Here is a 25270-nt window from a genome sequence, read left to right as displayed (position 1 = left end):
ACAGTCACGGCGTTCGTTCATTTCGATGCTGGTTTTTGGGTCGGCGCGCCCGCGCCGGCTTGGAGAAGCGACCGTCAGGCCGCCTTTTCGTCTCCCTTGGCGGCTTCTTCCCGCTTTACCTTCTCGATATCGCGGAACCTATCAGCCGGATGCGTCGCAGGGAGATACGGGCCTTCACCGAAGAGCTTTTCGCGCAACGTTCCCTCGCGATAGCCGGTGGCATACACGCCGCGTTTCTGCAGTTCCGGCACCACGTAACCGATCACGTCGGCAAAGGTCTCGTGAGCCAGCGCATAGGCGAGGTTGAACCCGTCGATGTCGGTATCCTCGACCCATTCCTGCAGGATATCGGCGATTGTCGAAGGCGAGCCGACGAACAACGGCCCCATGCCGCCGATGCCGCCCCATTGCGCCAGTTCCTCGATCGTCCAGACCTTCCGGCCATCCGAAAGGCGCTCCACCGCCGAGGTGATGGCGTTCGTCTTGACATGTTGCACGGTGTCCGCTGGCTTGTAATGACCGAAGTCGATGCCGGTCCAGCCGGACATCAGGACGAGCGCGCCGTCATAGGAGGCGTACTTGACATATTCCTCGTACTTCGCGCGCGCCTTCTCGTCCGTCTCGTCGACGATGATCGTCGCCATAGCGTAGACGAGCAGTTTCTTCGGATCGCGTCCCTGCGCGGCCGCGCGCTGACGGATGTCGGCGACATAGGCGCGCGTTGCACCTTTCAACGGCGTCGAGATGAACACGCATTCGGCATGTCCCGCGGCAACGTCCTTCCCGGCATTCGAGGCTCCGGCCTGGAAAAGGACCGGCGTGCGCTGCGGCGACGGTTCACACAGATGGTAGCCGGGCACGTCGAAATATTTGCCCTTGTGACCGATCTCGTGGATCTTGGCCGGATCGGCGAAAATGCCGCGCTCCTTGTCTCGCAGGACGGCGCCCTCTTGCCAGCTACCCTCGAAGAGCTTGTAGAGAACCTCCAGATATTCCGACGCGACATCATAGCGATTGTCGTGGGAGCGCAAGCCGCCCTGCCCGACGTTCTTAGCTCCGCTTTCGAGGTAGGAGGTAACGATGTTCCAGCCAATCCGCCCCTTGGTGTGGTGGTCCGCCGTCGAGAGCCGGCGCGCAAATGTATAGGGATGCTCGAAGCTCGTTGATGCGGTGATGCCGATGCCAAGATGCTTCGTCGCGAGCGCAATCGGATTGGCAAGCTGCAACGGATCGCTAACCGGTATCTGCACGCCCTGGAGAAGAGCGTTGTCAAGATTGCCCTTGTAAACGTCGTAGTAGCCAATGACATCAGCGATGAAAATGGAGTCGAAGAAGCCGGTCTCCAACAGCATCGCGAGGTCAGTCCAGTATTCAAGATCCTTGTATTGCCAGGACCGGTCGCGCGGATGGCGCCAAAGCCCTGGCGACTGGTGGCCGACGCAGTTCATTTCGAAGGCATTAAAGCGAATGGTTTTGGTCATCGGCGATCCCGCAGTTTGCGTTTCCGGGAGACTAGGCGGGCGCGTAGCCTTATGGTAGAAAATTTATAGTTTTTATAGCCTATTGGAGAGAAAATTATTGCATTTCTGCTGAGGACCGGTTTGCCAATCTTTTAGAGGCGCAGTCACCACTGCTGATCGCATAGCGGCCTAACCCATCGATCGTACCGGCAAAGGGACCTTTCTCCGGAGGGCTGATGGCTGTGCCCTTTCGAAAGCCTGTCTTGTCGTCCTACGGCCATGGCCAAGCCCCATGAAAAACTCGCAGAATCACTGGCCGTCCTCAAAGCGCTGCAGGACGGCAGGCGGCGCATATTCAACTCAGATGAGCTGACCCGCGTCCACCGGGAGCGGCTGCTGCACAACGGGTTCCTGCGCGATGTCATCAAGGGCTGGCTCATGTCGACCGGCCCGCAGGCACAGCAGCAGGACACCACCCCCTGCTACGCGAGCTTCTGGGAGTTCTGCTTTCTTTACTGCAATGACCGGTTTGGCAAGGACTGGTTCCTGTCACCGGAGCAGTCGCTGCTTCTGCACGCGGAAGCGCCCACCATTCCGCCTCAGGTGGTGGTGAACTCCCCCAAAGGCACGAACAACAAAATCGACTTGCTGTTCGGCACTTCGCTCTATGACCTCAAGGTCAAGGAGATGCCGGCTGAACTGGACAGAGAAAAACGGCCAGCGCGTGTTCACTGTCGAGGCCGCCCTTATCCGGGTGCCGGAAGCGTTCTTCCAGCGCGCGCCAATCGAGATGCAGGTCGCCATGGCGTCCGTGCGCGACGTATCAACCGTGCTGGCCCTGCTGCTTGATGGTGGCCATTCCGCCGTGGCGGGACGGCTTGCGGGCGCCTTCCGCCGATGAAATCCTGGCAGCCTTCAAAGCAACCGGGTACGACGTTCGCGCGTCAAACCCCTTCGCCGGACAGACGGGTGTGACCACCATTGCAGCAGGCGCACCCCCGTTGGTGGCCCGCCTGCGCGCGATATGGGAATCGCAGCGCGAAGCCTTGATTGAGATATTCCCGAAAGCGCCGGGGCTGCCGGCGGACAAAGACGCCTATATGAAGTTCGTCGAGGATATCTACGAGAGCGACGCGTATCACTCGTTGTCGATCGAAGGCTACAGCGTCACACCGGAACTCATCGACCGTATACGTGAAGGAAGCTGGAATCCCGATATTGATGAAGAGGACCGCAAGAACCGGGATGCACTCGCCGCGTGTGGCTACTACCTCGCATTCCAAAAGGTCAAAGACTCAGTTGCCGCGATCATCAACGGCAAGCCGGCCGGCACGTTGACGCGGGAGACCCACAGGGAGTGGTACCGGGAGCTGTTCGCGCCGTCAGTGACCGCCGGCATTGGCGCGAGGCGGAATGACGATAACCGCCGCCGCGCTGTGATCGATGACTGCATCATAGGTTGGCTTTCCATCATAGGCACCGTCGGCAGTAAACTGTCCGATCGGACCCTCAATTTGGTCGAGCAGCGGCGCAACCTGAGAGACGTCACCGGTATCCTGATCAGTCAGGGTATGCGCAACGATCTCGCCACTATCGGCATTCAACGCCAGATGCAGCTTGCGCCAGCCTCGACGGGATCTGGCGCCATGCTTTTCCTCCAGCCACTAGCCCGCGCCGTAGATCTGGAGGCCAGTGCTGTCGATAAGAACGTGCAACGCTCCGTCCGGTCGACCCTCTTGCTGATGTCGCTTGTTGCGAGATTGCCATGTCCGCGCCCGACGGCTCAGGGTCGTATGCTCGGGCACAGCAAGCTCCAGCCCCATCAATTGCAGCACCGATTCCAACAAGCCTTCTGCCTGGCGCAGCCGCAGGCCAAACACCAGGCCCAGCGTCAAGGTGGTTTCGATCGCCAGATCGGAATAACGGTGCTGGCCGCCCCGGGTCTTGCGTCTTGGTGCTTGCCATCCGGACAGGGCATCCGGTGTCAGCCACAAGGTCAGACTGCCACGCCGACGAAGTCCCGCCTCATACTCCGGCCAGTTCGCCACCCTGAATTTCATCTTCTCGATGCGATGACGGCCGGCGCTATTGTGTTTGAAAGGCATGACTAAACGACAAGGGCTGTTGCGGTTCCGTCCGGCCAACTCAGACCGCTAACGATCCGTGCACCAACGCATTCCGAACGACAAGGGCGTCAAGAAGCGCTTCTGATTGCCCGATCCCTGTGGTGGAGATGCCTTCAGAGGAGCAGGTCCTTGCAGCATTTCGTAAAGCACACGCCGCCTCACCACTCGTATGGGATCGAAACAACCTGCTCGACATTTCCCTGAAACGTGGCAAGTGCGACAAAAGTGTGTGGCCTGCATGACGACTGTAAGGATGTCTCCACAAGCTCAGCCTTTAGATCGTGTCGTCGGCTTCTTGAAGTCCGCAACGGGCGAATGGATGGCAACGATTAACTAGCCCACGACCCGATCGATGCTGGGCTGAAAGCGCCTCCATATCAGCAGCCGGCAGATCCCTTGCCGCGCCGCCCACTAAGGGTTGCGTGACCTGGTAGCCATTTGCGAGAAATCGGGCCGTACCCGCTGGGCCTTGGGCATGCTGTGCGGCACAGAGCGCCCGATCCGCAAGCGCTACCAATTGTCTGCCGCTCAACTCCGACCAAAAAAGGCATGTCGCTGCGCCTACGCAGCTCGTCGCTGCGAAGCGAATGCTCCCGGCGGTATTCCGACATGCCGGGAAAACGCCATGCTGAACGCACCCGTGGACGCATACCCCACGCGCTGAGCGATCTCCACAATGGCTAGGTCGCTCCGCAGCAACAGGTCTTTGGCCACCGCCAGCCGCCAGGCCGACAGATATTCCATGGGCGCCATCCCAAGCAGGCGGCGGAACCGATCGAAAAAAGTCGAGCGTGACATGCCCGCCGCGCCTGCCAGTCCCGCGACGGACAAGTGAGCGCCGGGATCGGAATGGATCTTGCGTAGCGCCAGGGCAAGCTGAGGATCGGCAAGGCCGCGCAGCAGGCCGGGTTCGGCCATCGTGCTACTATCGACACATCGTAATGCTTCGATCAGAAGCACCTCCAGAAGCCGCCGGAGCACCATATCGCGCGCGGCACGATCGTTCTGCGTCTCCTCCTGGATCATCTGCATGAGCGCGATCAAGCGGCCCGGCGTGCGCACATGGATCACGTCGGGCAGGAGCGAGACGAGCAGATCCTTGTCCGGCGAGGCAAAAGTGCAGTGGCCCACCAAGCAACGCGTCCGGGTGGGGGCGCCCAGTTCTCCTAGCCGGAACACGCCCGGCCCGGTCTCCAGCGGCACGCGCAACGCGCCGCGGCGCGGCGGATCGATGCTGGACATGGTGAAGTGGAACACTTCCGGCACCAGCACGAAGTCACCAGCTTCGAGGACAAGGGGCGAGCGTTCCCGGATCGTCAGCCGGCACGTTCCCTCGGTCACGGCGCAGTAGAACGGGCTGCGCATGTTCTTGCGTTCGACCAGCCAGCGACCGCCCCCGCTCACCAGCTTGGAGATCGAGGGTTCGGGCTTGAGCAGCGCAACGACGCTGGCGAGCGGGTCGGAAGGCGGATTGAGCAATGTCGGACTTTCACTGAAAGGATTCGGACAACTGAATATAGAAAGTCCAGCGTCATTGGTCCATCTCTAGGAACGGAAAACGATAGGAGAACCATCATGCCCAGCATTCTCATTACCGGCACGTCCTCCGGCTTCGGCTTCGCCACGGCGCAACTGTTTCTCGCCCAGGGTTGGGAGGTCATCGCGACCAGGAGAAGCCCGGACAAACAAGCGATGCCTCGGCACGAACGCCTACACATCCTGCCACTCGACGTCACGGATCGCGCGAGCATCGCGCAGGCCGTTGCAGACGCCGGTCCGCTCGATGCGCTCGTCAACAACGCCGGGGTCGGTATGCTCAATGTGCTCGAGGGCGTGGATATCGCCAAGGCCCGCGAACTGTTCGAAACCAACGTCCTCGGCGCGATGGCCGTGACTCAGGCGGTTCTGCCCGGTATGCGGGCCCGCAAAGCGGGCGTGATCGTCAACATCAGCTCCAGCATCACCCTTCGGCCGTTTCCGGCGCTCTCGGTCTACAGCGCCAGCAAGGCGGCGATAAATGCGTTCACCGAAAGCCTCGCGCTCGAGGTGGCGCAATTTGGCATCCGCACGCGTCTTGTCCTGCCTGGTTCGGCCCCGACCACCTCCTTCGGAAAGAATGCCGTGGCGCGGATGGGGATGGAGGTTCCGGCACCCTATGAGGCCTTCGTCCAGGACTATCTCGCGACGATGCGCCGTTCGACCGAAAAGACGGAGCCAGACGAGGTGGCACAAGCGGTCTGGCGGGCGGTGACCGAGTCAGAGGCGCCGATGCGCCTCCCAGCGGGCGTCGACGCGGAGACGATCTTTGCGGAAACCGCCGCCGCCCACTGAGCAGCTTCGCCCCCGCGGCCAGGCCGCAGGGGCATCAACAAGGACCACGATAAATGAACAGCCTTATCGATCTCGCGCGCACGATCCCTGCGCCGGAGCCCCGGTTGACCGTGGCATATACGCCGATCACCCTGCCCATGGCAGCTCGTACGCATTTGGAGCTGCGCCTGACCGCACCTGCGGAAGGCGATGGTCTGCCGATCGTCCTGCTGTCGCACGGCGGCGGGCCGTCGAAATACCTTCCGTCGAAGGATGGCTATGCCCCGCTCGCACAGTTCTGGGCAGAGCGCGGATTTGCCGTCATTCAGCCGACCCATGGAAACTCCCCTGTCGCTGGGCTACCACGTGACGCTCCCGGTGCTCCCTATTTCTGGCGCGAGCGCGCTTCGGAGATGATGGCTATCCTTGACCAGTTGGACGAGGTAGAACGGCAAGCACCGGCGGTGGCCGGTCGTCTCGACCATCGGCGCATCGCGGCGGCCGGTCATTCATTCGGCGGCTTCACCGTCGGGCTGCTTCTGGGGGCGCAACTGCAGGGGGAGAGCTTTGCCGATCGGCGTATCTCCGCCGGCGTTCTGCTGGCGGCGCCAGGGCGTGGCGGCCGCGACCTGACCGCGGAAAACGCTGCGCGTTTCCCGTTCTTTGATGTGGATTTCTCGCACTTGAGCACACGAAGTCTCGTGGTCTGTGGTGCCGACGACAATCCACACTTCACCTCGCGCGGCGCGGAATGGCATGCCGACGCGTTCCATGACAGCCCCGGTGCCGAGGCACTCGTGACCCTGTATGGCGTTGGGCACGGCTTGGGTGGCATCGCCGGACTGGACGCAAAGGAGACAGAAACCGAAGCGCCAGACAGCCTTGAGGCAACGAGACGTCTGAGCCTGGCTTGGCTTCGTACTGCTCTTGGCGTCGAAGCCGGTGCCTGGGTCAGCGCGGTCAATTCGCTTGATGGTCCCGCAGGCAAGCTGGCCCATGTCACGCTTGTCGCCGACGCCTGAGGCATGTTCAATTTTCGGTCGACCGGATCCTGCCGCACGAGAGATAGCGGCTCCATTGTTCGGTGGGCGTGTGTGGACGAGGCGTCTCTCTGCGGGCCGGGATCGTCAGGCGTTGCGCTTCTTTGGCCGCGGCGCCGCTTCGGCAGGCGCAGCTCTGTGTGCACGCCACCAACCCAATGAATGACGAGGACGATCTCAGAGGTTCCATCATCGATGATCGGCGATCCCAGCATATATATCGTCAATTCGCCGCTAAACAACCAGTGAACAGAGTGGGCTCCACGCTGGGTTCAAGCCTTGTACCCGGCGTTGCGTTGATATACGCCGCGTATAATAATGCGTGATCTATCGCTATCCAGCGGTACAAGTTTTGAGGGGCAGCAAATGAAGCCGGCGAAGACACGGGCGGCTATGATGGCGATGACCCGCGCAAAACTGATAAGCTCCGGACGAAAGGCGTTTGCAGAAAAGGGATACGCATCGGCATCCATGGATGACCTGACTGCCGACGCTGGATTGACCCGTGGTGCTTTATATCACAACTTTGGCGACAAGCGAGGATTGCTTGCAGCCGTCGTCGACCAGATCGACACGGCGATGGCTGAGCAGGCAAACGAAGCCGGCCGCCGGGCCGGGGGAGGATGGGATGGGCTAATAGCTGAGGGCGTCGCATACATCGAAATGGCGCTTCAGCCGGACGTGCAGCGGATCGTGCTGCTGGATGGCCCGGCAGTTCTCGGTGACCCATCTCAGTGGCCAAGTCAGGGCCGCTGCCTCCGCGCGACAATGTCGACGCTCGAGGCCTTGTCAAAAGATGGTCAAATCAAGCCTATAGACATCGAGGCGCTGGCACGTCTCTTGAATGGTATGGCTCTGAACGCGGCGCTGTGGGTCGCTGCAAGTTCTGAGCCTCACTTGACTTTGACTAAAGCTGTCGCCGCCTTCAAGTGCCTCGCGTCCGGAGCATTGACAGAGTAATGCCCCAGGTGAAACACGGGCTGCCTCATCGGCGATCGGCCTGGCGGGCCGCAGTTCTGTCCTGCGTGTGTGAAAGACATTTGCAGCGAAAAGACTTGTGCGGCGAAAGGTGGGATATCCGCACCGCTTAAGTCAGCGCGACACTGTTCTCTCCAACGCTGTTCCAGCGTTGTGAAATGGCTCACCATTCATCTCAGATACGTCGCGTATGCTATTGACATGCGGCGCGTATGTGTGCACTTAACATACGCCACGTATGTGAGCTCGTTTTAAGATCTAAATCGCAGGAACAATCATGTCTAAGCCCGAAGTCTTCCTCACGCCTGGATACGGCGAGAAACTACATGCTCTCCTCCATTACTCGCAGGCGCTCAAGATCGGCGATCGCGTCGAAATCTCGGGTCAGGGCGGATGGAATGACGATCTCGAAATTCCTGTGGCCATTGAGGCCGAGATCGAACAGGCGTTCGAAAACGTTGAGCGGACATTGTCCACGGCCGGCGCAAGCTGGAAGGACGTTGTACACGTCAATTCCTACCATGTCGGAGGGTTCCCGGCCGTGGTCAACGAAACGATCACGCGCCTTTACCGCCGTTATATGCCAGATCGCGCTCCGATTTGGACGCAGGTCGGTGTAGAAGCGCTTGGGCTCCCCACAATGCGTATCGAAATTCGGGTCACCGCTATTTTGACTTGACTGTCAGCCGAAAACCACGCGCCAATTGGACTTGGAGCAGCGGCCGCTCAAATCAACAATGCCCGCAAAAAATCGTCGAGATCTCCAAAACGCAGGTTGTCTGGCTGCGGGTAATGGGCTCCAGAGTGACTGATTAGTATCAAAACTGATCGTTGACGGAGCGTACCCTTGGCGCAGCTCAAGCTTGGGATTGGATTGGGGCGCCGAAACCAAATTGTCCTAGCGCAATGGTCACCTTACCTAGCTATGTGTTGAATGCAGTAACCGGCAGTACTGCCGCAAAAGCAGATTTTCTGCGGATAAAACCGACCGCGCCGCCACCCGGGCGCGGTCGTATATTTTGCGACGAAAGCCCGATGGTCTCGCTAGTAATGAATCCCTCTACCCATGGAATTCAATGTAGCCTCGTGAATCATCTCCGAAAGCGTTGGATGATCGGCGATCGTTTCGTTGGTCGTCTCTGACGACTTTCCCAGCGAATAGCTGCCAATCATCTCGGTCGCTTGATTTCCGAAGATATGGGCACCGAGAAGTTCTCCCGTTTCCTCATCGAAGATGGTCTTGACGAAACCATCGCTTTCTCCCATCGCGAGGCTTTTACCGTTGGCGCGATAGGGAAAATTTCCGACCCGCAGCTTTAGGCCCAAACCACGCGCAGGGATTTCCGTCGAACCAATCGAACCGATCGCCCAAGGCCCTCCGGATTGCCGATGCCTTGCGACGGAAACTTTCCGGCATTCAGGAGACAAGCATCGCCAGGCTCATCGTCATTCTACGAGACGATGATGACACCCGTCTCCCATCGGCGGCCCGGGCTGCATTTCTGGAGATGGCGGTGCAAATTGAGGTGCTGTCGGCTCGCATCGAGGCGCTCGATGCGAAGATAGCCGCGGCAGTGAAAGCCGATAGCACCGCTAGACGACTTACCAGTATCCCGGGCGTCGGCCCCATCATCGCCGCAACAGTTCGAGCGACGATCCATGATCCGGCAGCCTTCCGAACGGGACGTAATCTAGCCGCCTGGATCGGGATTACCCCGAAAGTGCACTCGAGCGGTGGCAAAGAGCGGCTGGGCCGTATATCGAAACGCGGGAACAAACAGTTGCGAACGCTCCTGATCGTCGGCGCGACATCCATTCTGAAGCAAGATCGCAGAGGAGTGAAGCTTCCCTCTTGGATCGTCTCGCTCATTGCACGAAGACCTTACAAGGTCGCCGCCGTTGCTTTGGCAAACAAAATTGCTCGAACAATCTGGGCGCTTCTCGTCAAGGGCGGGACCTACGAGATGCCAGCGATGTAATGCGAGCATAGAAACAGGAGAGGTTCCGGCGTTCTGTCGCCGGAATCAAGCGGCAAGGTGCCAAATGCGTGATGAACCCAATGGGCGAAATCTCGATACTGATCAGACCGTCTTCCCCAATGCGCCATCGAGCGCGGTAAACTGATAGGGCGATCGGCATCGCGGATCTCATCGTGACCAGCGGCCATAGACCGCGCCAAATAGGCCGGACATATGACTGCACCGCCCGACGGGGATTCGCGCAATAAATACCTTGCTAACCGGGCCGTTCCACATATGGAGAAGATTCAAACGGCACTTCTGGGGAGTATTGATCCGGCATCGACAACGTCGCCATAGACCGGTCGACTTCAAAGCGGGATCGTGTCGAAGAGTCTGTGAGCGACCGTAACGGTGAGTAAGCGTGCCGAGGATCGAAGCCGCGCCACTCGTCTTCTTGTTACACTGGGCGAAGGTCGGGGAGACTCCGGACGCTAAGTCGCCGCGCCGTCACACTTCATCCAAGCGCCCGCACAGCAGGGGTTCTACTTCGCGCATAAGTATTTGGATATGCTCAGAATACACGATATCATCGACTGAGAAGTATCAGAGACCGCAAATGACGGTAAACGGTAGAGATGCACTGCGGAACACTGAGTCGGCACGTGGTCTGTTTGCACGGGCGCTCTATCGGTGAGTAGCTGCTCGGACTGGCCCGCATTCCCGGCAGGCGGCATCATTTCCATGTTACGGCGGTTATTTCCGGTGATCTACAAGTTGGGCCCAAGGATGGTCAACAGGCTGATTATGAACAAGATGTCCGAACTAATCCCCTTCAACAAACTCCTGGGAATTGAGCTACAAGAAGTTGGAGATGGTTATGGTCGCGCGTATCTTCCTCGACGTGAAGATCTCTTGAACCATATTGGCACTGTCCATGCCACGGCCATCTATGGCCTTGCGGAAGCCGCCTCTGGATGCGCGATGGCCGGAGCGATGGCGCCCTTTATTGCAGGCCTCAAGCCGATCGCTGCGTCAGCTAAGGTAGATTATCTAAAAGCGGCTAAGAGTAACCTTACGGCAATTGCCAAAACCGCCGAACAACCCGCCACCCTGCGCAAGCAGCTAACATGTGAAAGGAAGATTCGATTTGCGGTGGACGTGGAGGTATTCGACGCGGAGGATAGCCACGTTGCATCCATCTGTGTCCAATGGCATGTCAGCCTTCGCTAGGCTCGACTCGAGCAGCGTTCTTTTTCTTGTAGTACCGAGCAATGCGCTTGAATAGCGGGTTGGTGAGAGGATCAGACCATCCGTTCACGCTGGAAAAGTCGGATTCGAACTTGACGTGATGAAGGTTGTGAACCGCCGGATTCAACAAGATCCTCGAGCGCTGAAGCAACCTTATTATTCTTGGGATTGGCAAGGTGTCGAATAGCAAATCAAACTGCCGGACTTGTTCGCGCTGATCTGCTAGTTGCGCAATTTCAGCGACACGCGCGTTGAACTCTTCCGGATGCAGATGGGAACCCATATGGGCGTAGGCGTGAATCTGGTGGAAGAACAGCGCCCAGAAGCTCATTCCTACCATGGCCCCACTAACCAGAAACGCTCCTAAATCTTCCCCGTTCCAGCCAATGAGGATACCAAATATTGATAAGGGAACGCTAGCATAGGCTCCCTTCGTGAGATTCACGGCATAGTTTGATGGATCCAACGTGGGTTGCTCATGATGCTCACGAAACTCGCGCGCAATAGGCCCGAGAATCGGCAACCAGTAGGGAAAAACGTAATCAAACCCGAAATGAAAAAAGGCGGTCAGCATATCGCCGAAGAAGGCGCTGAGAAAGAAAAGCAACAAAGCCGTGACGAGGGTAAAATGTGGAGATCCCATGATGGTCGTCGACGCATAGACAACAAGGCCTATTGCCACGGCAATCAGTGGTTTTAGCGACTGCGGGAGTTCGAGCATGGCCAAAGGATTCCCATCACAAAAGCCCGGAATTTCAGCCAACTCGCCCACGCCAAGGCAGCTGCCTGCATTTTTGAGAATATTTCAACCCGCGACCGTGGTGCCAAAACTTGCCACGAACGGGTTAGACAAGCTCACTTCTGTTTAGTCCTGAGCAACGTCCTGCAACAGGATCATCGAAGCTCCCAGCTCGCCGCCCGCGTTCAACCCGGCCTCACCCACTCGCGGCAGCTGCACATTGGACGGAGCACCCCGACGTCTTTCCGGACTTGGGTGGTTTGGATCTTCGCCTGAGAAAGCAAAAACAGCACCCGCCCAAAGGCGCGACGCCACAAGGCGGTCGACCGTTTTGAAGACGCCAGTTTTTCTAGCGCCTGATCGCAAGACCGACGACGATTCGTGTAACAAAGAAATCCCTTCAGCGAAGACGGGAACGCCTCTTTTTAGGCTTTCGGAGAGTCGTTCCAACGCCGTTTTCGCTGTGGTTTCGTCGCGCAGGCCGGAGCGCGTCAGCACAGCGGCGTGTATGATTGCACCATCGGGGATCCATGGAATCTCACGGTCAAGGTTCTCGATCCAACCAAGGTCGATCTGACGCCATTTGTCGACCCGCAATAGGTAGTAGGCGCCGGCTACTGCCGCGACGGGATCTTCGAACTTTCCCTCGAGAAGCTTGATGGCCAGAGGTACATAGCTAGCCATGGCATTCGCCGCGCGCAGAGAATCCCGCGAAAGGAATTCAAGCAGCGTCTCCGTCTCAGAACGGAATCCAGTCACCACGACCTTCAGCGGTTCCCGGCGCGGGTCCGTCGATTCATTCGGCGTGATCAACACACGGCAGCGACCGCCCGGTGGTAGCGAAATAATCATCCACGGAATCGTTTTTCCGCCAAGTTGTAGGCACCAGGGGTGCTCATCCAGAATGAAGTCGAGTTGGACCGCTGCGTCATTCCGATTTTGATCTTCCGGGGCGAGTAGCCTATCCGACCACTGGCCGTTGCGAAAGGTCCAAAGGCGAAGCCACGCACGCTCGTAACTATCTATGGCATCCCGGCCAGGGATCGAGGTGCTAACCGCTTGGCTAGTCCTCTCATTGAGACGTGGCACCGCCCAAGCCGCCCATTGGTCGCGGCTGATCGAGGAATAATCGAAGACAACTTCCGGACCATCCGCCCGTTTCGTTTCTGTCTTTCCGGAAGGCCAGGTCAGCCGTACAAACAGCGGGCCACTTGAGGAACTGATGTCACATCGCATTGGTTCCGAGAGACTCGCCGCGCCTGTGGCGACCACTCCACCCTCAGCATCGAGGACCCGTAAAGGCAACGCCACGTCGGGGATACCGATGCCCTCGAGCGCTGCCTCATGTTTGAACGAAACTTTGAGCTCACTCATGACGAGATACTCAATGTCAGGTCGAAGATTGGCGGAATGAGATCCTGGTCTTCGAACTTCAAGGCCACGAACTCGCCCGACTTGGCCTCCGCCTCGACTGTGTAGAAACCGCGTGGAAGCGCAATTCGGAAGACGCCCTGGGCTCCATCATGTGGATGTTTGACTCCCTTCGCGGAAGTAAGAGATATCATGGCAACTTTACGCTTGTCCTCCGGGGAAAGATCGAGTTCGACAGCGACATTCGGAACAACAGTTGATTTGGTTAAAGCTACAGACGCCCCGCTGATTTCCTGCGAACTCACCTGGCGCCGCTTTGCAGATTTGTTCCCATTTTCCAACAGCCGACGCACGGCATTGGCAAGTGTCTCGCCATCAACATCCCAGGTTGCAGCCCCTGCAGCCTTGACGCCACAGTGACCAGCAAGCGCCGTGTACAGCGCTTCCGTGAACCGCGACACCTTGTTGTCGAGCGCAAAAGCAAGTTCTCCCTCGCCGGCCGCCCGGATGACCGACAACGACTTGCGGACTACCTCCTTCCTGAGATCGACGGCCTTCAGAGCCATCGGGTTTGCGCCGAGCGTCACTGCGACGTCGAGAGCGATCATCCGGCAGGCGTCGATGAGGAAGAACACGGAGCCCTTGACCTCACGCTCAACGGCTCGAATTGTGTTGGAGATGTCGAATGCGCGTTCCCAGGGCCTGTTCTTGCTTTTCCCGAAATCCTCCGCGAGGAGATAGTGATCTGCGACCATGATCCCGTGACCACAGAAGTAGAATAAGCCGATGTTGTTTTCATTGCTTTGCATACGGTCGAGCCAAAGCGCGAAAGCCGCATCAATTCTCTCGAGCGTCGCTGGCTCGGGTCCCATGGTTCCAGTCGGGGTTACGAAGGCGACCGGAGTGGTACTGGAGATAAGCGCCTCCACAGATGCCAGGGGGCAATCGGAATTTTGCAAACCAATCGCGTTGGGGTTGAGTGTGGGCGCGAGACACCACTCCAGCATCTTCGCTGCGGAAAGTGGTGGTGAACTCAGCTGTTTCAGGCCGAGCGGCTTGTTCGCCAGCTTTGCTGTTTCGCCTCCGATCAGGTGTGGGTACCGGCCGATGCCGATGACCAGCACATGCACGCCAGGCCCCGAAGCGGGCATCTGTTCAAAGAGCGTGGTCAATTGTCCCCCACCAATTCCTTAAGACGCGCTGCCAAACGCACATAGAAACTCGGTCTCAGAAAATAGCCGCCATGGGCCTGTAGGGAGCTATATCCGGTGTTGTACTCGAAGTCGGACGTGTCACTGAAGACAGGCGCAACGCGAAAGCTCAGCACGTCGTTGATGTCGAAGACGTTCAGCCAATGAGCGACGTTCGCGGGTTTCGCCACCTTTTCCGGTACCTTGACCTTCCCACTAGCGATATAAAGCTTCATTTCCTCGAACAGCCCGACTTGCGAGCCAACCGTGACGAGAACATCGACTTTCAGATCAGGGGCGAAGTGCGTGAGGATGTCATACATAATCTCGCCGCCAAAACTGTGTGCGATGACCACGAGTTTGCTATCACCATCCGTCTTGGCGGCAGTTGCCGCCTTGAGGTCGTCGAGCACAATCTTCACGATTGTACCAGGTACGGCCACTGTCCCGCGCTCCTTTAGATAGACGAAGGCGTCACCTGCAAAGCGGCTGATGGTGGCATTAAGCTTCTCGCGCGCAACATTGACGAAAATATTGGAGCCGGCGTTTGGAATGGCATTCTTGATCCGTGAGGCGCCTTCTTTGAGGCGATCAAGGAATCCGCCAGAGCCAAAGCTCTCTTCCTCGTCATCCTCGATTTTTGCGGCCAACACATCTGCAAAGTTGTCGTCGTTGAGGCTGGGATCATCGAGCCAATCCGGATGCGGATGCCTCTCGGCATAGGCAAGCGCAAGCCTGTACGATTGCGCGATCTCGCGCGCCTCATCCTCGTCTTTCGCGCCAGCGAGCGTCGCCCCGAACAAGAGGTCCACGGCCCCCACCAAATTCTTGCGGGCTCGCTCAACGAGCCCGCCATTGTTCGGGTCGGCACTGACCAGATCAATCGTCCAGTTCTGGGCGTCCACTTCCGGATCGGTCCCGAAGGACTCAAACTTCTCATTGGAATCAGGCAATACCGCCATGTTCCAGGCAAATTTTACAGCATCGCCCCCCCAGTAGGGGTTTTTAATCGTGAGGCTGTCCGGCGGCAGGTTAAGCGACTCTGCAACAATGTCGCGCAAGAAGCCGTTTCTCGCGGCCTCATTCTCTCGATAGCCGTCATCTCGTCTGTTGTTTACGCCGTGCACAAAGACTATGGGCATCCGCGCAACTCCCCATCATGTGTAACACAAATGAGCGTCCCTAGAACGTGTATTGAATGCACGGTCGACATGTGTTTGCTTCAACGAGAGTCTTGTTTTGATGCATCCCCGCTCTGCCCTGGTGACAGGGTACCGCCCCCCAGAGAAACTGCGACAATCTCTTTGGTCCAAATTCAACGTCGCGCAATTTGCGCGCAGAGAAACATCGTCGGCAAACCAATATTGCAGACCTAAATCAACCCTAAGCGTACAATTCATGCGATACTACACCAAAACTTTATACTTGCGCTATAGCTAATTTAGTCGCAATCTACGGGTGGGGTCGCAAAGAGCGAAATCCTTGGTTGCCGGATTCCTGGGAGGACTGGGATCATGGGACACGTACTTGCTGCACGAGAATACAAACTACTGCTTAAGGCGAGTGAGTTTCAGGCAAGACCAACGCTACAATCCGCCAACGCGTTTTGGACGTCGCGGATCGCGGGAATTGTGTCGCTGATAGACACGGATCCAGAGCCCTTCGAAAGGGTAGTTCATAGAACCATCCGGTTCTGGGATACGGCAGATTGCGTCCTGTCGAGAAACGATCTCATCTTGCGAACGCGCGAAGAGATGGATGAAAACTTTGTTTCGGCCGGTACACTCGAGACGACCTTGAAGCTACGCATGCCCGATCAGTTCGTGGTCGCGACGACGTCCTTCGCTGAGGACGGTGAAGGCATAGAGACAAAGTTTGAGGAAGACATCGGTCCGCTCGAAGTTGCCGGTCCAGGCGCGGGCGCTCGCGTCATCGTTCCCGTCAAGAGGTCGACGAGAAACCGGTTTTCCCTCTCTACGACCATCGAAAGCAACCCGCAGCAGCGGCCCGTAAGGCTCGCCGATGTTTTTGGAATGTTCCCGGGGGTGGGAGACCTGATCGGCGAGCAGGCGACCAGTGCCGATTTGGTCGGCGGATCAATGATCCACGAATACGCATTCAAGAGAGCTAAGGCAAAGTTCAGCGATAACATCGATGGCAAATTCACGTTGAGCCTTTGGTGCTTCGATGGACCTGGGGCCAAGCCGAGCGTCGCAGAACTCTCCTTCACGTGCGAAACGCAGAACGGAACCATGCCGGGCAAGGCCGCCCACGGAGCCTACCGTCTCTTCATCGCCTTCCAGAACCAACTGGCCGACATCGTTGACGCTGAGAATACCAGCAAGACGGCGCTGGCACTTCCGAAGGGGTGTGCCGGCTAAACTGTCTTCATTCGGCGGGAACGACGGCTGCTCGAACAGCGGTTGTGGCGAAGTGTGCGTTGCCGTCACCTCAAGAGCAATGACGTCAGCATCGCAGATAGAATGCCGCATCCGGACTACGCCCGTAAAGGCCGTGGCGCCACGCCGTGGATCCAAACGATCTCAACCATCGAAGAGCAGCGCTCCGATGAACCAATGGAGAGTTGGATGACCGTCAAAGATGAAATCAAATGGTTCAAGAGCAACTTTGCGTCAGATGTCATTCCAGAGCTCGCGGGAACACCGCTCTCATTCGATTTAATCTGCGCTATCGCGTTCCAGGAATCCGGCGAACTGTGGAGCAAACTTCGGCTCCATCTGCCGCGCGAGGAGATCTTGAGATTGTCGGTCGGCGACACGCTTGATGCGCCGAACCGTAGCGCTTTCCCCAAGACGAGGGACGATCTGGTAGAGGTCGAAGGCGGCGAGGAGATGTTCGAACTCGCGCATCAGCTTCTTGGCGAAATGGCCGAAGCAACCGGCATTGAAGCGTATCAACGAGTGGCGGCGCGACCGCACAAATTTGTCCACGGCTACGGCATCTTTCAGTATGACCTGCAGTTTTTCAAGACAGACCCGGACTTCTTCCTGGAGCAGCGCTGGAAAAACATCGACGCCAGCGTTGGCAAAATGATGGGGGAGTTGAAGCATGCCCTCGAGCAACTCGGGTTTGCCGAAAAGCAATCGCTGACAGACTTGGAATCAGCCTTCACTGCAATCGTCTACAATACGGGCTTCGGCAACTTCCGGAAGAGCCGCGGCCTCCAGCAGGGCCACTTCGACGGCACGCATTTTTATGGCGAGAATATCGATCAGTTTATCAAGATCGCACGCACAATCCCGACTCCAGGTCTGGTTGAGCCCGAGGCGCATCGCCCCATCAGGGCCACTGCAGGTCTTGAACCATCAGTCGTCACCATTGCAAAGGCGGAGTTCGATCAATTCGGGGGCATCGACGAGGGCGATGATCCGTTGCGCAGTCGTATAGCCGACTACTATCAGGCTGGCGGTGGCAGCCGAAATCTCGATCCAACGCTCAACGTCAATGCCTGGTCCGCAGCCTTTGTTTCCTTCTGCGTCAAGCAATCCGGTGCCACACCCCAGCAATTCAAGTTCAACTTGAGCCACAGCGTGTTCATTCATGCTGCCATCGCCAATGGGCTTGCAAACACCGGCGTGTTTCGGGGACACCGCATTGGCGAGTACGCCCCGAAGTTGGGTGATCTCATTCACCATAACCGAGACGGAGCCACGCTCACTTTCGATTTCGCCCGGCGCAACACAGGATATCCCTCGCACAGCGCCATCGTTGTTGATTTTGAAACGCGCAACGGCGTGCGCCACGCCGTGACGGTTGGCGGAAACGAACATATCCGCGGTGGCTCGGGCACCGTTGGCAGGAAGTTCTTTGCCGTTGACAGCAACGGTTTCCTCCACCAGCCGGACGGTGGACCAAGGCTCATTTGCGTCGTTGAGAACCTGTTGGAAGGTGGGGCGCTGGCGATGACGCCTGGGCCCTACATAGTCCGGGTTCGCACCGACCTCAAGCTGCGAGGGGGGCCTGGGCCGGCGTTCCCGATCATCAAGGCGCTGGCTGACCAGACACCCGTAAATGTCCTCGAATTCGAAGACAATACTACCGGCCGATGGGCCCTCGTAGATTTGGAGGGTGACGGCGTGAAGGATGGATACGTGTTCGCAGCGTTCATAGAGCCGATGATCTCATGAACAGGCAAGCGAGGAATGACTGCGGCTTCGGATGAGGAAGTCCAGCAAACAGGCACTCGTCAGCAATGTAAACGTGCCGAGAACCACTAAGGAGGGACCCAACATGACGCACGCACTCAACCTTGTTATCCCCATCAAACAAGACGCGGAGACGAAGGAAAAACTCCGCAACCTGGAAGCCATTTTTGCCTCTCAGGTACAGGGGGAAATCGAAAGAGCACTCAAAAAATCGGAGCTCGTACATTTCGCACGCGTCTTTGTAATCGACGATAAATATATCCTCGTCATTACCGAATACGAAGGTGACCATGAGGAGTACACCGAGTTCTTCAGAAATGAACTGCCAGGCGTATTTGGTCACATTTTCGCGTTGGCGGATCTGCCGGTGGATGTGAGCAATCCGTCCGCATTCTGGGAGGCCTCGCTGAGTTGCAACAGGCGCTCGCTAGGCACGGCCACAGATGGATCAAAAGACTTCCACGGCAACGCGGCTGGGTGGCTGTTCTCTGCCTATGATCATCGCACGGTCAAGAAGATGAAGGAACTCGCGGGCGAGGCTACGTAGTAGTCCGCGTTTCTGTTGAGGAATGCGACGGAAGAAGGAAGGGGAGCTCCGTGTCGTATCCAGAACTCGCAAACGTTCAGGGGATAGTTCAGCATCGCTTCGTGCAACGACACTCTGCCGTTTTGCTCTTCTCCATTCGAGAGGTCCTCGGTGCGAAACGCTTCCTGGCAACATGGAAACATCGAGTACCAAGCGCGGATACCGCGCTGGCTGATTTAAAGGCCCCGCTCATAAGCTTCGGTCTCACGTGGCGGGGTCTCACCATTTTGCTGGAGAACGCGCCGTCGCTGGATCCGTCTGTAGGAAGGATCGAATTGGACCTGGGGTTCACTGAGCGCACACCGGATCATCCCGGTCTAAGGGACCAGCTAGGCTTTACCGGATCAAGCTCTCCCGAGCTTTGGTGGAACCGGCAATTTGCGAACTCCGACATTCACCTCGCCGTGTTTGCCTCATGCGATAGCGAATCGCAGATGGCAGAGGCCCTTTCCGCCGTCCGTGCAGATGCGGATAAACTCAGTCTGACGGAGTTGAAGCTCGGCACGTTCGCAAGCGCTGCCATGAGTGGCGAACGACCAGAAGGCGGAGTACTTCATTTCGGCTTCCGAGATGGTATCACCTCGCCCACAATCGATTGGTCCGATACGAAAACGGCCGGAGGTGTCGACTTCAGGGAGTTCGTGATGGGCTATCCAAGCGATTCCTACAAGGTCGCGCCAATCAAACCCGGCCCCTGGCGCGAACTTGCAACCGATGCGACATTTGCCTGTGTAGCCTGGATCCACCAGGATGTCGCTGCTTTCAACCGCTTTTTGGTCGACAATGCGGCCCTCGGCAACGGAACGGCGCCGGCTGGCCTCGAGAAAGAGTGGCTTGCTGCGAAGATGATGGGCCGATGGCCGGACGGCTCCTCCGTTGTTCGCCACCCCGAAGCCCCGCCGAACCAGACAGACGTCGACAACAGTTTCGATTTCAGCGACGACCCCACAGGCATCCGTTGCCCTCTGACCGCCCACATCAGAGTGGTCAATCCGCGTGGCGACAAACTCACGTTTCCGAACATTTCGCGGTTTCCTGGCGGGCCACCACGGTTCATTCGTCGTGGTTTCACCTACGGCTCGACATTGGAGGGGACCAACGATGACGGAGCCGAACGCGGATTGGTCGGCATCTTCATGTGCGCAAGGATTAATGAGCAGTTCTACACCGCGTTACGTTGGATAAACCAGACAAGCTTTAGCGAGGCACTTCATCGCAAACCGTACACTGAGACAATGCAAGACGCCCTTTTCGGGTCGCGATCTAAACCAAAGGTCGATACACGGCTTGTTATCCCCGGCAAAAGCGAAAGCGTCGTAACGGCTAATCTGCCAAGTTTCATCACCTTTCGCGGCGTTTGCAACTTTTTGCTACCCGGATTGAAATCGCTGACAACATTGGCCGATTAACCGGAACGAATACCTTTGCGTGCTGCACAAAAGCGCGCGGTTCCAAGATTTAACGAGGGAGGACCCTGAGGATGGTTGGGCATGCGGGAAAATCAATCTCAAAGAGGCCCGGCGGATGCTGGATGGTCGCATGCGCCGATAGTTGACCGTGCGACCACACCGGTCACTCGGCTTTCGGTTGAGATCCAATGATTTTGACATTGCTAATACAACGCACAAGTGCTATAGAAGTAGAATGCACTCAACCACTAGAGTCATAAATACAGATCCGTGGTAGAACACGATCCAGAGTTGGAGGTGCGACATGCGATTTCTAGCAATTCTTACGCTGTGCTTGGGTCTGGGGTTGGTTGTCGCCAGCGGCACGAGCAGCGCAGTAAGCGCCGGTCCGTGTCAAATTCAGACATGTGGTTAGGTGATCTGAGCGCGCCTGACATCGTCACAACATCATAGCGTTAGCACCGGCAATCCTTGTTGAAAGGTGCGAAGGGATGAGCGAGGCTTGGCCAGCAGGCGTGCCCGAAACACTGTGGCACTACAAAGATCTCCAACCCAACGACCCACCACACATCCCCATGATGGGCGTGCAATTCGCCCAGCAATTTCTCATCGCGTTCCTGGTGGGTCTGCTCTTTCTCACGTACTTTGCGTGGCAGCGCTTCCATCATCAATCTAACGCTCCGGATTTTCGTTATCGCGTGATGAAAGACGTCGACGTCGCCTCCCTGGGAGGGGCCGGGGCGTTGCGACAAGCCTACCTTATCTATCTCACCACTCTACTCTTTCTGTATGTCACGATGACTTTCTTCGGAAAGCTCATCATTCAGACCCTCAACGAGCTCAGAATCGTCGGAATACAGGTGGACGCGAGCTCGCTGCAGTTCGACAGCCCTCAATGGCCCCTCATGTTGGCGTTCGGCTTTGCCGGGCTCGCCCCGCTCATTCCGCAGCTTAAAGTTGCCGAGGATTGGCTGTTTCAGCGCGCCTATCGGACCGTTGGAATTCCGGTCAGGATAAACGAGACGACCCGTGACCTTGTCAGCCTTCTCGATGCTGCAGCTGCCGACGATCCCATCCGAACACAGTCGTTGAACGACGCTTTGCGGGAGAAACGCGATAGTATCGGCAGGAAGATTCATCCGACATGGTCGCAGGAGAGCCTGACGTCATCAAAGATTGATGACGGGCTGAACATGCTCGCTCAGCTCGAACTCTTGAGCGGGTGGGTAAAGGGACGGCGTGGAAATTGGCCAGGCTCCGAGGTTTCGGAAACTGTCCGTGACGAGGAGCTGAAAGTCGCCGGCCAAGCGAGTGAGCTGCTTGATGGTTTCGAAAGGCGCGTTCGAGTGCCGATATCATCTGGAGAGGGAAAAGCCGCGATAAGGGAGAAGTACGTTGTAGACACGGTTGCTCGCGCACGCGAACTGCGCGACGAACTGACGGCATTTCTAGCGGTTTACATGGAGCGAGATCCGAGCTGTGTGCGACCTCCCGTCGATTCTGAGGAGTTTGTGCGGGACCCTGGCCTTCGAGCGCTGTTGCAGAGGGCGGATCCACCGAATCTTGCTGGCACCGGTCCAGAGTTCGGCATTCTCATTATCATTCTAATCACCATTCCGGTCTACGCAGTATTCACTTGGAAGGAACTCCACCCCCCCTTGTCAACGAGCGCCATGGCAGAAAGCTTGCGCGTCGTTCTTGCGACCGCCGGGCTGCACGCTCTCCTCTTACTCTCGATCTTCTGGCTTCCGCTGCTCGCAGCTTTTGCGTTGCGGCAGTATTACTATGACGAACGAAGGTGGATAGCGACCGGGTGGCATGACGACCACCGCGCGGACTACACCAAACAACGCCTTGCGATTGTTGGAGTAGCGTTTGTCATATCGACCATATGTCTTGGCGGAGTCGCCGCACTCTGGGCATTTTTTATCGCCAGGGACGTGATCAACTTCCAAACCCTTCTTGTCGGCGGTACAGCCCCGTTTCTGCTCTATTACCCGTCATTTGGCATAGTCACTATTCCATTGACATGGCTCACGCTCAATGGGTTCGACACCAGGGTTAAAGGTCGTTTGTCGTTCCGCCATGGTGTATTAAGCGGCATCTTGGTGTTGTTTTGTCTCGCTTCTCTCATCCGCTTTTGGTACGAGGGCCGCGCTTGCACGAGTTTTGCCCCGTTCCTCGCTGATCTCTTCACAAGCGGATGCTTCTCCTATTATGAGGGGCTAAATTTCTTCGTGATGCCAATCTTGGCTTTCCTAGCCGCAGTCGTCCTTGGCGATCCCCACCCCGCGTCCTTCGACCTTCGGCGCGCCGGCGCGGCCCGTCGAGGCATGGCGCAAACGGCTCAAGTCCTGGCATTGGCCTTTTTGATCTCCGCCCTCCCCCCTACGGCCTGGGCTCAGGAGAATCCGAGCGACAAGGCGGTGAACACGTCGGGCAAAGAGCAAGTTAACGTCGGATTCCGTGCCGATGTTGAGCCTTTTTCCTACCTGGTAAACGTGGATGGCGGAACGAAGACACGCAATCAGCCTCTCTACCGCGGTTTCCTTGCGGATCTCTGCTATTGGATCTTCGATGGCGGAGACTATTCGGTGGTAGAAGTACCCGTGACCGCGTCCAATCGCTTTCAGCAGCTGAGAGACGGCAAGATCGATGTGCTGTGCGATCCAGTTACGATGCGTTTTTCCGAATTGGATCCCGAGACGTTGCAGTCCAGGGAGACTGAACGCACCACGTCTGGCGTTTTCTCCCCCATCGTCTTCGCGACGGGGATTTCCTATCTGCAGCGCCGCAACCGCGGGCTGGGGAACCCAGTCTACATCAGCTACGTCGAAGGCACGACGGTGACGGACGTCCTGAGCGATTTGTGCAAACACGACTTCTTCGGGGCCGTCCCCCCCCGCGAGCGAAACGAAATCGCCATCATGTGCCGAACGGCATCTGTGGCAAGTCGTGTTTTTCGCCACCTGCAGGACGCGGAGAAATCAATCCCCAAGCGAGAAAACCTGGTCAGCGAGCAAGGAAACGAAGCCAGTGGAGCGCAGGATCGGTGGCAAGACTGGAGCAAACAGGTCAAGAGCTGCTACGAGGTCAATTGTGTTCCCGACAAGCAACCTCAGCTCCCTGACCCGAGGTGCAGAGATCCTGCGGGTGAACCCGACGCCTCGTGTTTGGCGGCCCAAATGAAGCTTGCCGTGACCCTGTTCATCACCAGCCTCCCGGGCGTGGAGGAGGTGGCCAATTCCGAGAAAACATCCGTCAAACGACGGTGGAGCGACGCAAGCGGGCCGCAAAAGGCGCAGTTCGAGCAAATGCTGCGTATGTGGGAAGAGACAATCAGCGAGATCCAAAGTTGTCGGGAGGGGAAGCCAACCTGCAATCCCGAATGGATTCTGCAACGCCTTGGGAATAGTTGCGACGAAATTCGGCGGCACCCGGACGACCCATCAGCGAATGAACAGGAAAAAAAACCGGATGAAGGCGGTTGGCGACGGACCGCCTACAGGTTCTGTTCATTCGGCAGCTACAAGGAAGCCATCGACCGGTTCTGCGACCCGAAGAACAGGGAGAAAGGCATGGTCTATCTCGGCGATCGGGAGATCATTTTGGGCAAGCTGCAGACCTGGAACACGGAGAACGACTCCAAGTGTGTCGTCGATAGCGAGGAAGGCGGCGCCGATCTGAGCTACGAAGCCTACGCACTGATGGTCGCGAAACCCTCGACGGATAGGCGACAGAAGATAGCGGAACTCGTGCAACGACGCCTGTATGAGTTCTTCTCGTTCAGCGCGCTGGCGCGCGAAAAATTCGATACCTACTTCCTCGGCCCTAAGAAGGACCGACGTATGTCCACGGCGCTTGCGTTCCTTTTCCTGCTAAACGGCGTGGAGCAGGAGCGCCTGTTCACCCATCCTGCAAAAGAAGCGACGGGTTCTGGTGCTGGTGCCGCCGGCTCGCCGGAGTAGCTCGTTCGCGTTGCAGGAAAAGCGGTGCATTGTGCGAGCGGCGACCTCCGACGCTACGATCCGCTTTCCATAGCGCCAAGCGGACCAGCTTGAACGTACACTTGTGTTTCTAGGCCCACAGGAACGATCTGCCAGTCGCTTCCTTCGAAGCGTCGGAAATCTTGGCTTCCGCGATCAGATTTTTCGCGCAACCAAGAGGGAGTGCTGCACGTCCTCTGCTGCCGGGTCATCTCTTGTCTTGTCGACGCCATCAACCGCGCGCAGACTGCTAATTCTACCGAATCGCCCTAATGCTGCGCGCCGTCCAGTCGATGCTGTTCATCGCCGGCGAGGAGGCGGGCGGCAAACCACATTGCCGGTCGCCTCGACGGGAGCTTGCGACGCGTTTGCCTAGGCTGCTTGCTTCAACGTGCCTTCTGCAAAGCGTCTTCTACTTCGGCAATATCGTTGGCGATGACGCTGCGCATCATGCGAGCAAAAGCGATGGCCAAGGCAGAATGCTCGCTACGCGGATAAATGGCTGAAAAATCGAAAGTCAGTTCCGGCGTAAAGCGGCGCATGACGATGTTCATCCGATCAGCGCCGAGCACCGAGAAGATATCGGTGACCCCAATGCCGAGGCCGCGCGCGACATAGCTGGGCACGGTGTTGGAAAAAAGCGTCTGTATGACTGTTCCGCCCCTGATGCCGGCGCTCTCCAGCGCCGCCTCGATCTGGA

At 57.6% G+C, this 25270-nt stretch carries 19 protein-coding genes and 2 pseudogenes; 12 read left to right on the top strand and 9 right to left on the bottom strand.

Annotated elements, in window-relative coordinates; translation table 11 throughout:
- Positions 1 to 74: 74 nt before the first annotated feature.
- Positions 75 to 1481: an LLM class flavin-dependent oxidoreductase gene (locus C6558_RS36770; RefSeq protein ID WP_107028664.1), complete on the bottom strand. Its 1407-nt coding sequence runs from the start codon at positions 1479 to 1481 to the stop codon at positions 75 to 77.
- A gap of 258 nt (positions 1482 to 1739) precedes the next feature.
- Between C6558_RS36770 and C6558_RS40475 the strand changes: the two genes are divergently transcribed.
- Positions 1740 to 2309, top strand: coding sequence for a hypothetical protein (locus tag C6558_RS40475; protein ID WP_199197116.1), 570 nt, complete (start codon positions 1740 to 1742; stop codon positions 2307 to 2309).
- 545 nt (positions 2310 to 2854) lie between these two features.
- Here the strand turns inward: C6558_RS40475 and C6558_RS36760 are convergent.
- Both C6558_RS36760 and C6558_RS36750 read right to left on the bottom strand, forming a co-directional pair.
- Positions 2855 to 3565 (bottom strand): annotated as a pseudogene (locus tag C6558_RS36760) (IS5 family transposase); the annotation flags it as partial.
- 582 nt (positions 3566 to 4147) lie between these two features.
- Entirely contained in the window at positions 4148 to 5065 is a 918-nt protein-coding gene (locus C6558_RS36750) for an AraC family transcriptional regulator (protein WP_107028663.1), read from the bottom strand.
- 96 nt (positions 5066 to 5161) lie between these two features.
- Between C6558_RS36750 and C6558_RS36745 the strand changes: the two genes are divergently transcribed.
- The 4 genes from C6558_RS36745 to C6558_RS36725 all read left to right on the top strand — a co-directional run bounded on the left by C6558_RS36745 (position 5162) and on the right by C6558_RS36725 (position 8593).
- Positions 5162 to 5917 (top strand): SDR family oxidoreductase, encoded by a 756-nt coding sequence (locus tag C6558_RS36745; protein WP_107028662.1) that lies wholly within the window; start codon positions 5162 to 5164, stop codon positions 5915 to 5917.
- A 53-nt stretch (positions 5918 to 5970) separates the two neighbouring features.
- Complete coding sequence (locus C6558_RS36740; protein WP_107028661.1) at positions 5971 to 6918, top strand: dienelactone hydrolase; 948 nt, start codon at positions 5971 to 5973, stop codon at positions 6916 to 6918.
- Positions 6919 to 7302: 384 nt separating this feature from the next.
- Positions 7303 to 7896, top strand: a complete 594-nt coding sequence (locus C6558_RS36730; RefSeq protein ID WP_107028660.1) for a TetR/AcrR family transcriptional regulator — start codon at positions 7303 to 7305, stop codon at positions 7894 to 7896.
- A gap of 295 nt (positions 7897 to 8191) precedes the next feature.
- Positions 8192 to 8593, top strand: coding sequence for a RidA family protein (locus C6558_RS36725; RefSeq protein ID WP_107028659.1), 402 nt, complete (start codon positions 8192 to 8194; stop codon positions 8591 to 8593).
- Between the two features lie 365 nt (positions 8594 to 8958).
- On the opposite strand, the gene C6558_RS36720 is transcribed toward C6558_RS36725, so the two are convergent.
- Positions 8959 to 9342, bottom strand: a complete 384-nt coding sequence (locus C6558_RS36720; RefSeq protein ID WP_107028692.1) for a hypothetical protein — start codon at positions 9340 to 9342, stop codon at positions 8959 to 8961.
- On the opposite strand from C6558_RS36720, the pseudogene C6558_RS36715 reads away from it, so the two are divergent.
- Positions 9336 to 9893: pseudogene (locus tag C6558_RS36715) on the top strand (IS110 family transposase); the annotation flags it as partial. The gene C6558_RS36720 and the pseudogene C6558_RS36715 sit on opposite strands and share 7 nt — an antisense overlap.
- Before the next feature lie 786 nt (positions 9894 to 10679).
- A complete protein-coding gene (locus tag C6558_RS36710) occupies positions 10680 to 11105 on the top strand; it encodes a PaaI family thioesterase (protein ID WP_158269004.1) in 426 nt (141 codons plus the stop codon).
- On the opposite strand, the gene C6558_RS36705 is transcribed toward C6558_RS36710, so the two are convergent.
- The 4 genes from C6558_RS36705 to C6558_RS36690 all read right to left on the bottom strand — a co-directional run bounded on the left by C6558_RS36705 (position 11092) and on the right by C6558_RS36690 (position 15565).
- On the bottom strand, positions 11092 to 11886 hold the full coding sequence (locus C6558_RS36705; protein WP_146160964.1) for a fatty acid desaturase CarF family protein: 795 nt from the start codon (positions 11884 to 11886) through the stop codon (positions 11092 to 11094). The genes C6558_RS36710 and C6558_RS36705 overlap by 14 nt on opposite strands.
- Before the next feature lie 102 nt (positions 11887 to 11988).
- Positions 11989 to 13236, bottom strand: a complete 1248-nt coding sequence (locus C6558_RS36700; protein WP_107028656.1) for a hypothetical protein — start codon at positions 13234 to 13236, stop codon at positions 11989 to 11991.
- Positions 13233 to 14405: a caspase family protein gene (locus tag C6558_RS36695; protein WP_107028655.1), complete on the bottom strand. Its 1173-nt coding sequence runs from the start codon at positions 14403 to 14405 to the stop codon at positions 13233 to 13235. The genes C6558_RS36700 and C6558_RS36695 overlap by 4 nt, the downstream gene beginning before the upstream one ends.
- Complete coding sequence (locus C6558_RS36690; protein WP_107028654.1) at positions 14402 to 15565, bottom strand: hypothetical protein; 1164 nt, start codon at positions 15563 to 15565, stop codon at positions 14402 to 14404. The genes C6558_RS36695 and C6558_RS36690 overlap by 4 nt, the downstream gene beginning before the upstream one ends.
- A gap of 612 nt (positions 15566 to 16177) precedes the next feature.
- On the opposite strand from C6558_RS36690, the gene C6558_RS36685 reads away from it, so the two are divergent.
- The 5 genes from C6558_RS36685 to C6558_RS36665 all read left to right on the top strand — a co-directional run bounded on the left by C6558_RS36685 (position 16178) and on the right by C6558_RS36665 (position 24552).
- The gene (locus C6558_RS36685; RefSeq protein ID WP_146160963.1) at positions 16178 to 16804 is read left to right on the top strand and encodes a hypothetical protein; all 627 of its coding nucleotides are present in this window, start codon (positions 16178 to 16180) and stop codon (positions 16802 to 16804) included.
- Positions 16805 to 16906: 102 nt separating this feature from the next.
- Positions 16907 to 18571, top strand: coding sequence for a DUF2272 domain-containing protein (locus tag C6558_RS36680; protein ID WP_107028652.1), 1665 nt, complete (start codon positions 16907 to 16909; stop codon positions 18569 to 18571).
- Positions 18572 to 18674: 103 nt separating this feature from the next.
- Positions 18675 to 19136, top strand: a complete 462-nt coding sequence (locus tag C6558_RS36675; protein ID WP_107028691.1) for a hypothetical protein — start codon at positions 18675 to 18677, stop codon at positions 19134 to 19136.
- A gap of 50 nt (positions 19137 to 19186) precedes the next feature.
- Entirely contained in the window at positions 19187 to 20584 is a 1398-nt protein-coding gene (locus tag C6558_RS36670; RefSeq protein ID WP_107028651.1) for a hypothetical protein, read from the top strand.
- A 491-nt stretch (positions 20585 to 21075) separates the two neighbouring features.
- Positions 21076 to 24552, top strand: coding sequence for a hypothetical protein (locus C6558_RS36665; RefSeq protein ID WP_107028650.1), 3477 nt, complete (start codon positions 21076 to 21078; stop codon positions 24550 to 24552).
- Positions 24553 to 24956: 404 nt separating this feature from the next.
- Here C6558_RS36665 and C6558_RS36660 read toward each other — a convergent pair.
- A partial coding sequence (locus C6558_RS36660) for a LysR substrate-binding domain-containing protein (protein ID WP_371412336.1) occupies positions 24957 to 25270 on the bottom strand: 314 nt, incomplete at its 5' end.

Source organism: Ensifer sp. NM-2 (assembly GCF_003024455.1).
Taxonomy (GTDB): domain Bacteria; phylum Pseudomonadota; class Alphaproteobacteria; order Rhizobiales; family Rhizobiaceae; genus Ensifer; species Ensifer canadensis.
The sequence above is the reverse complement of the archived record's forward strand: the minus strand, read 5'-3'. Positions and strand labels throughout refer to the sequence as shown.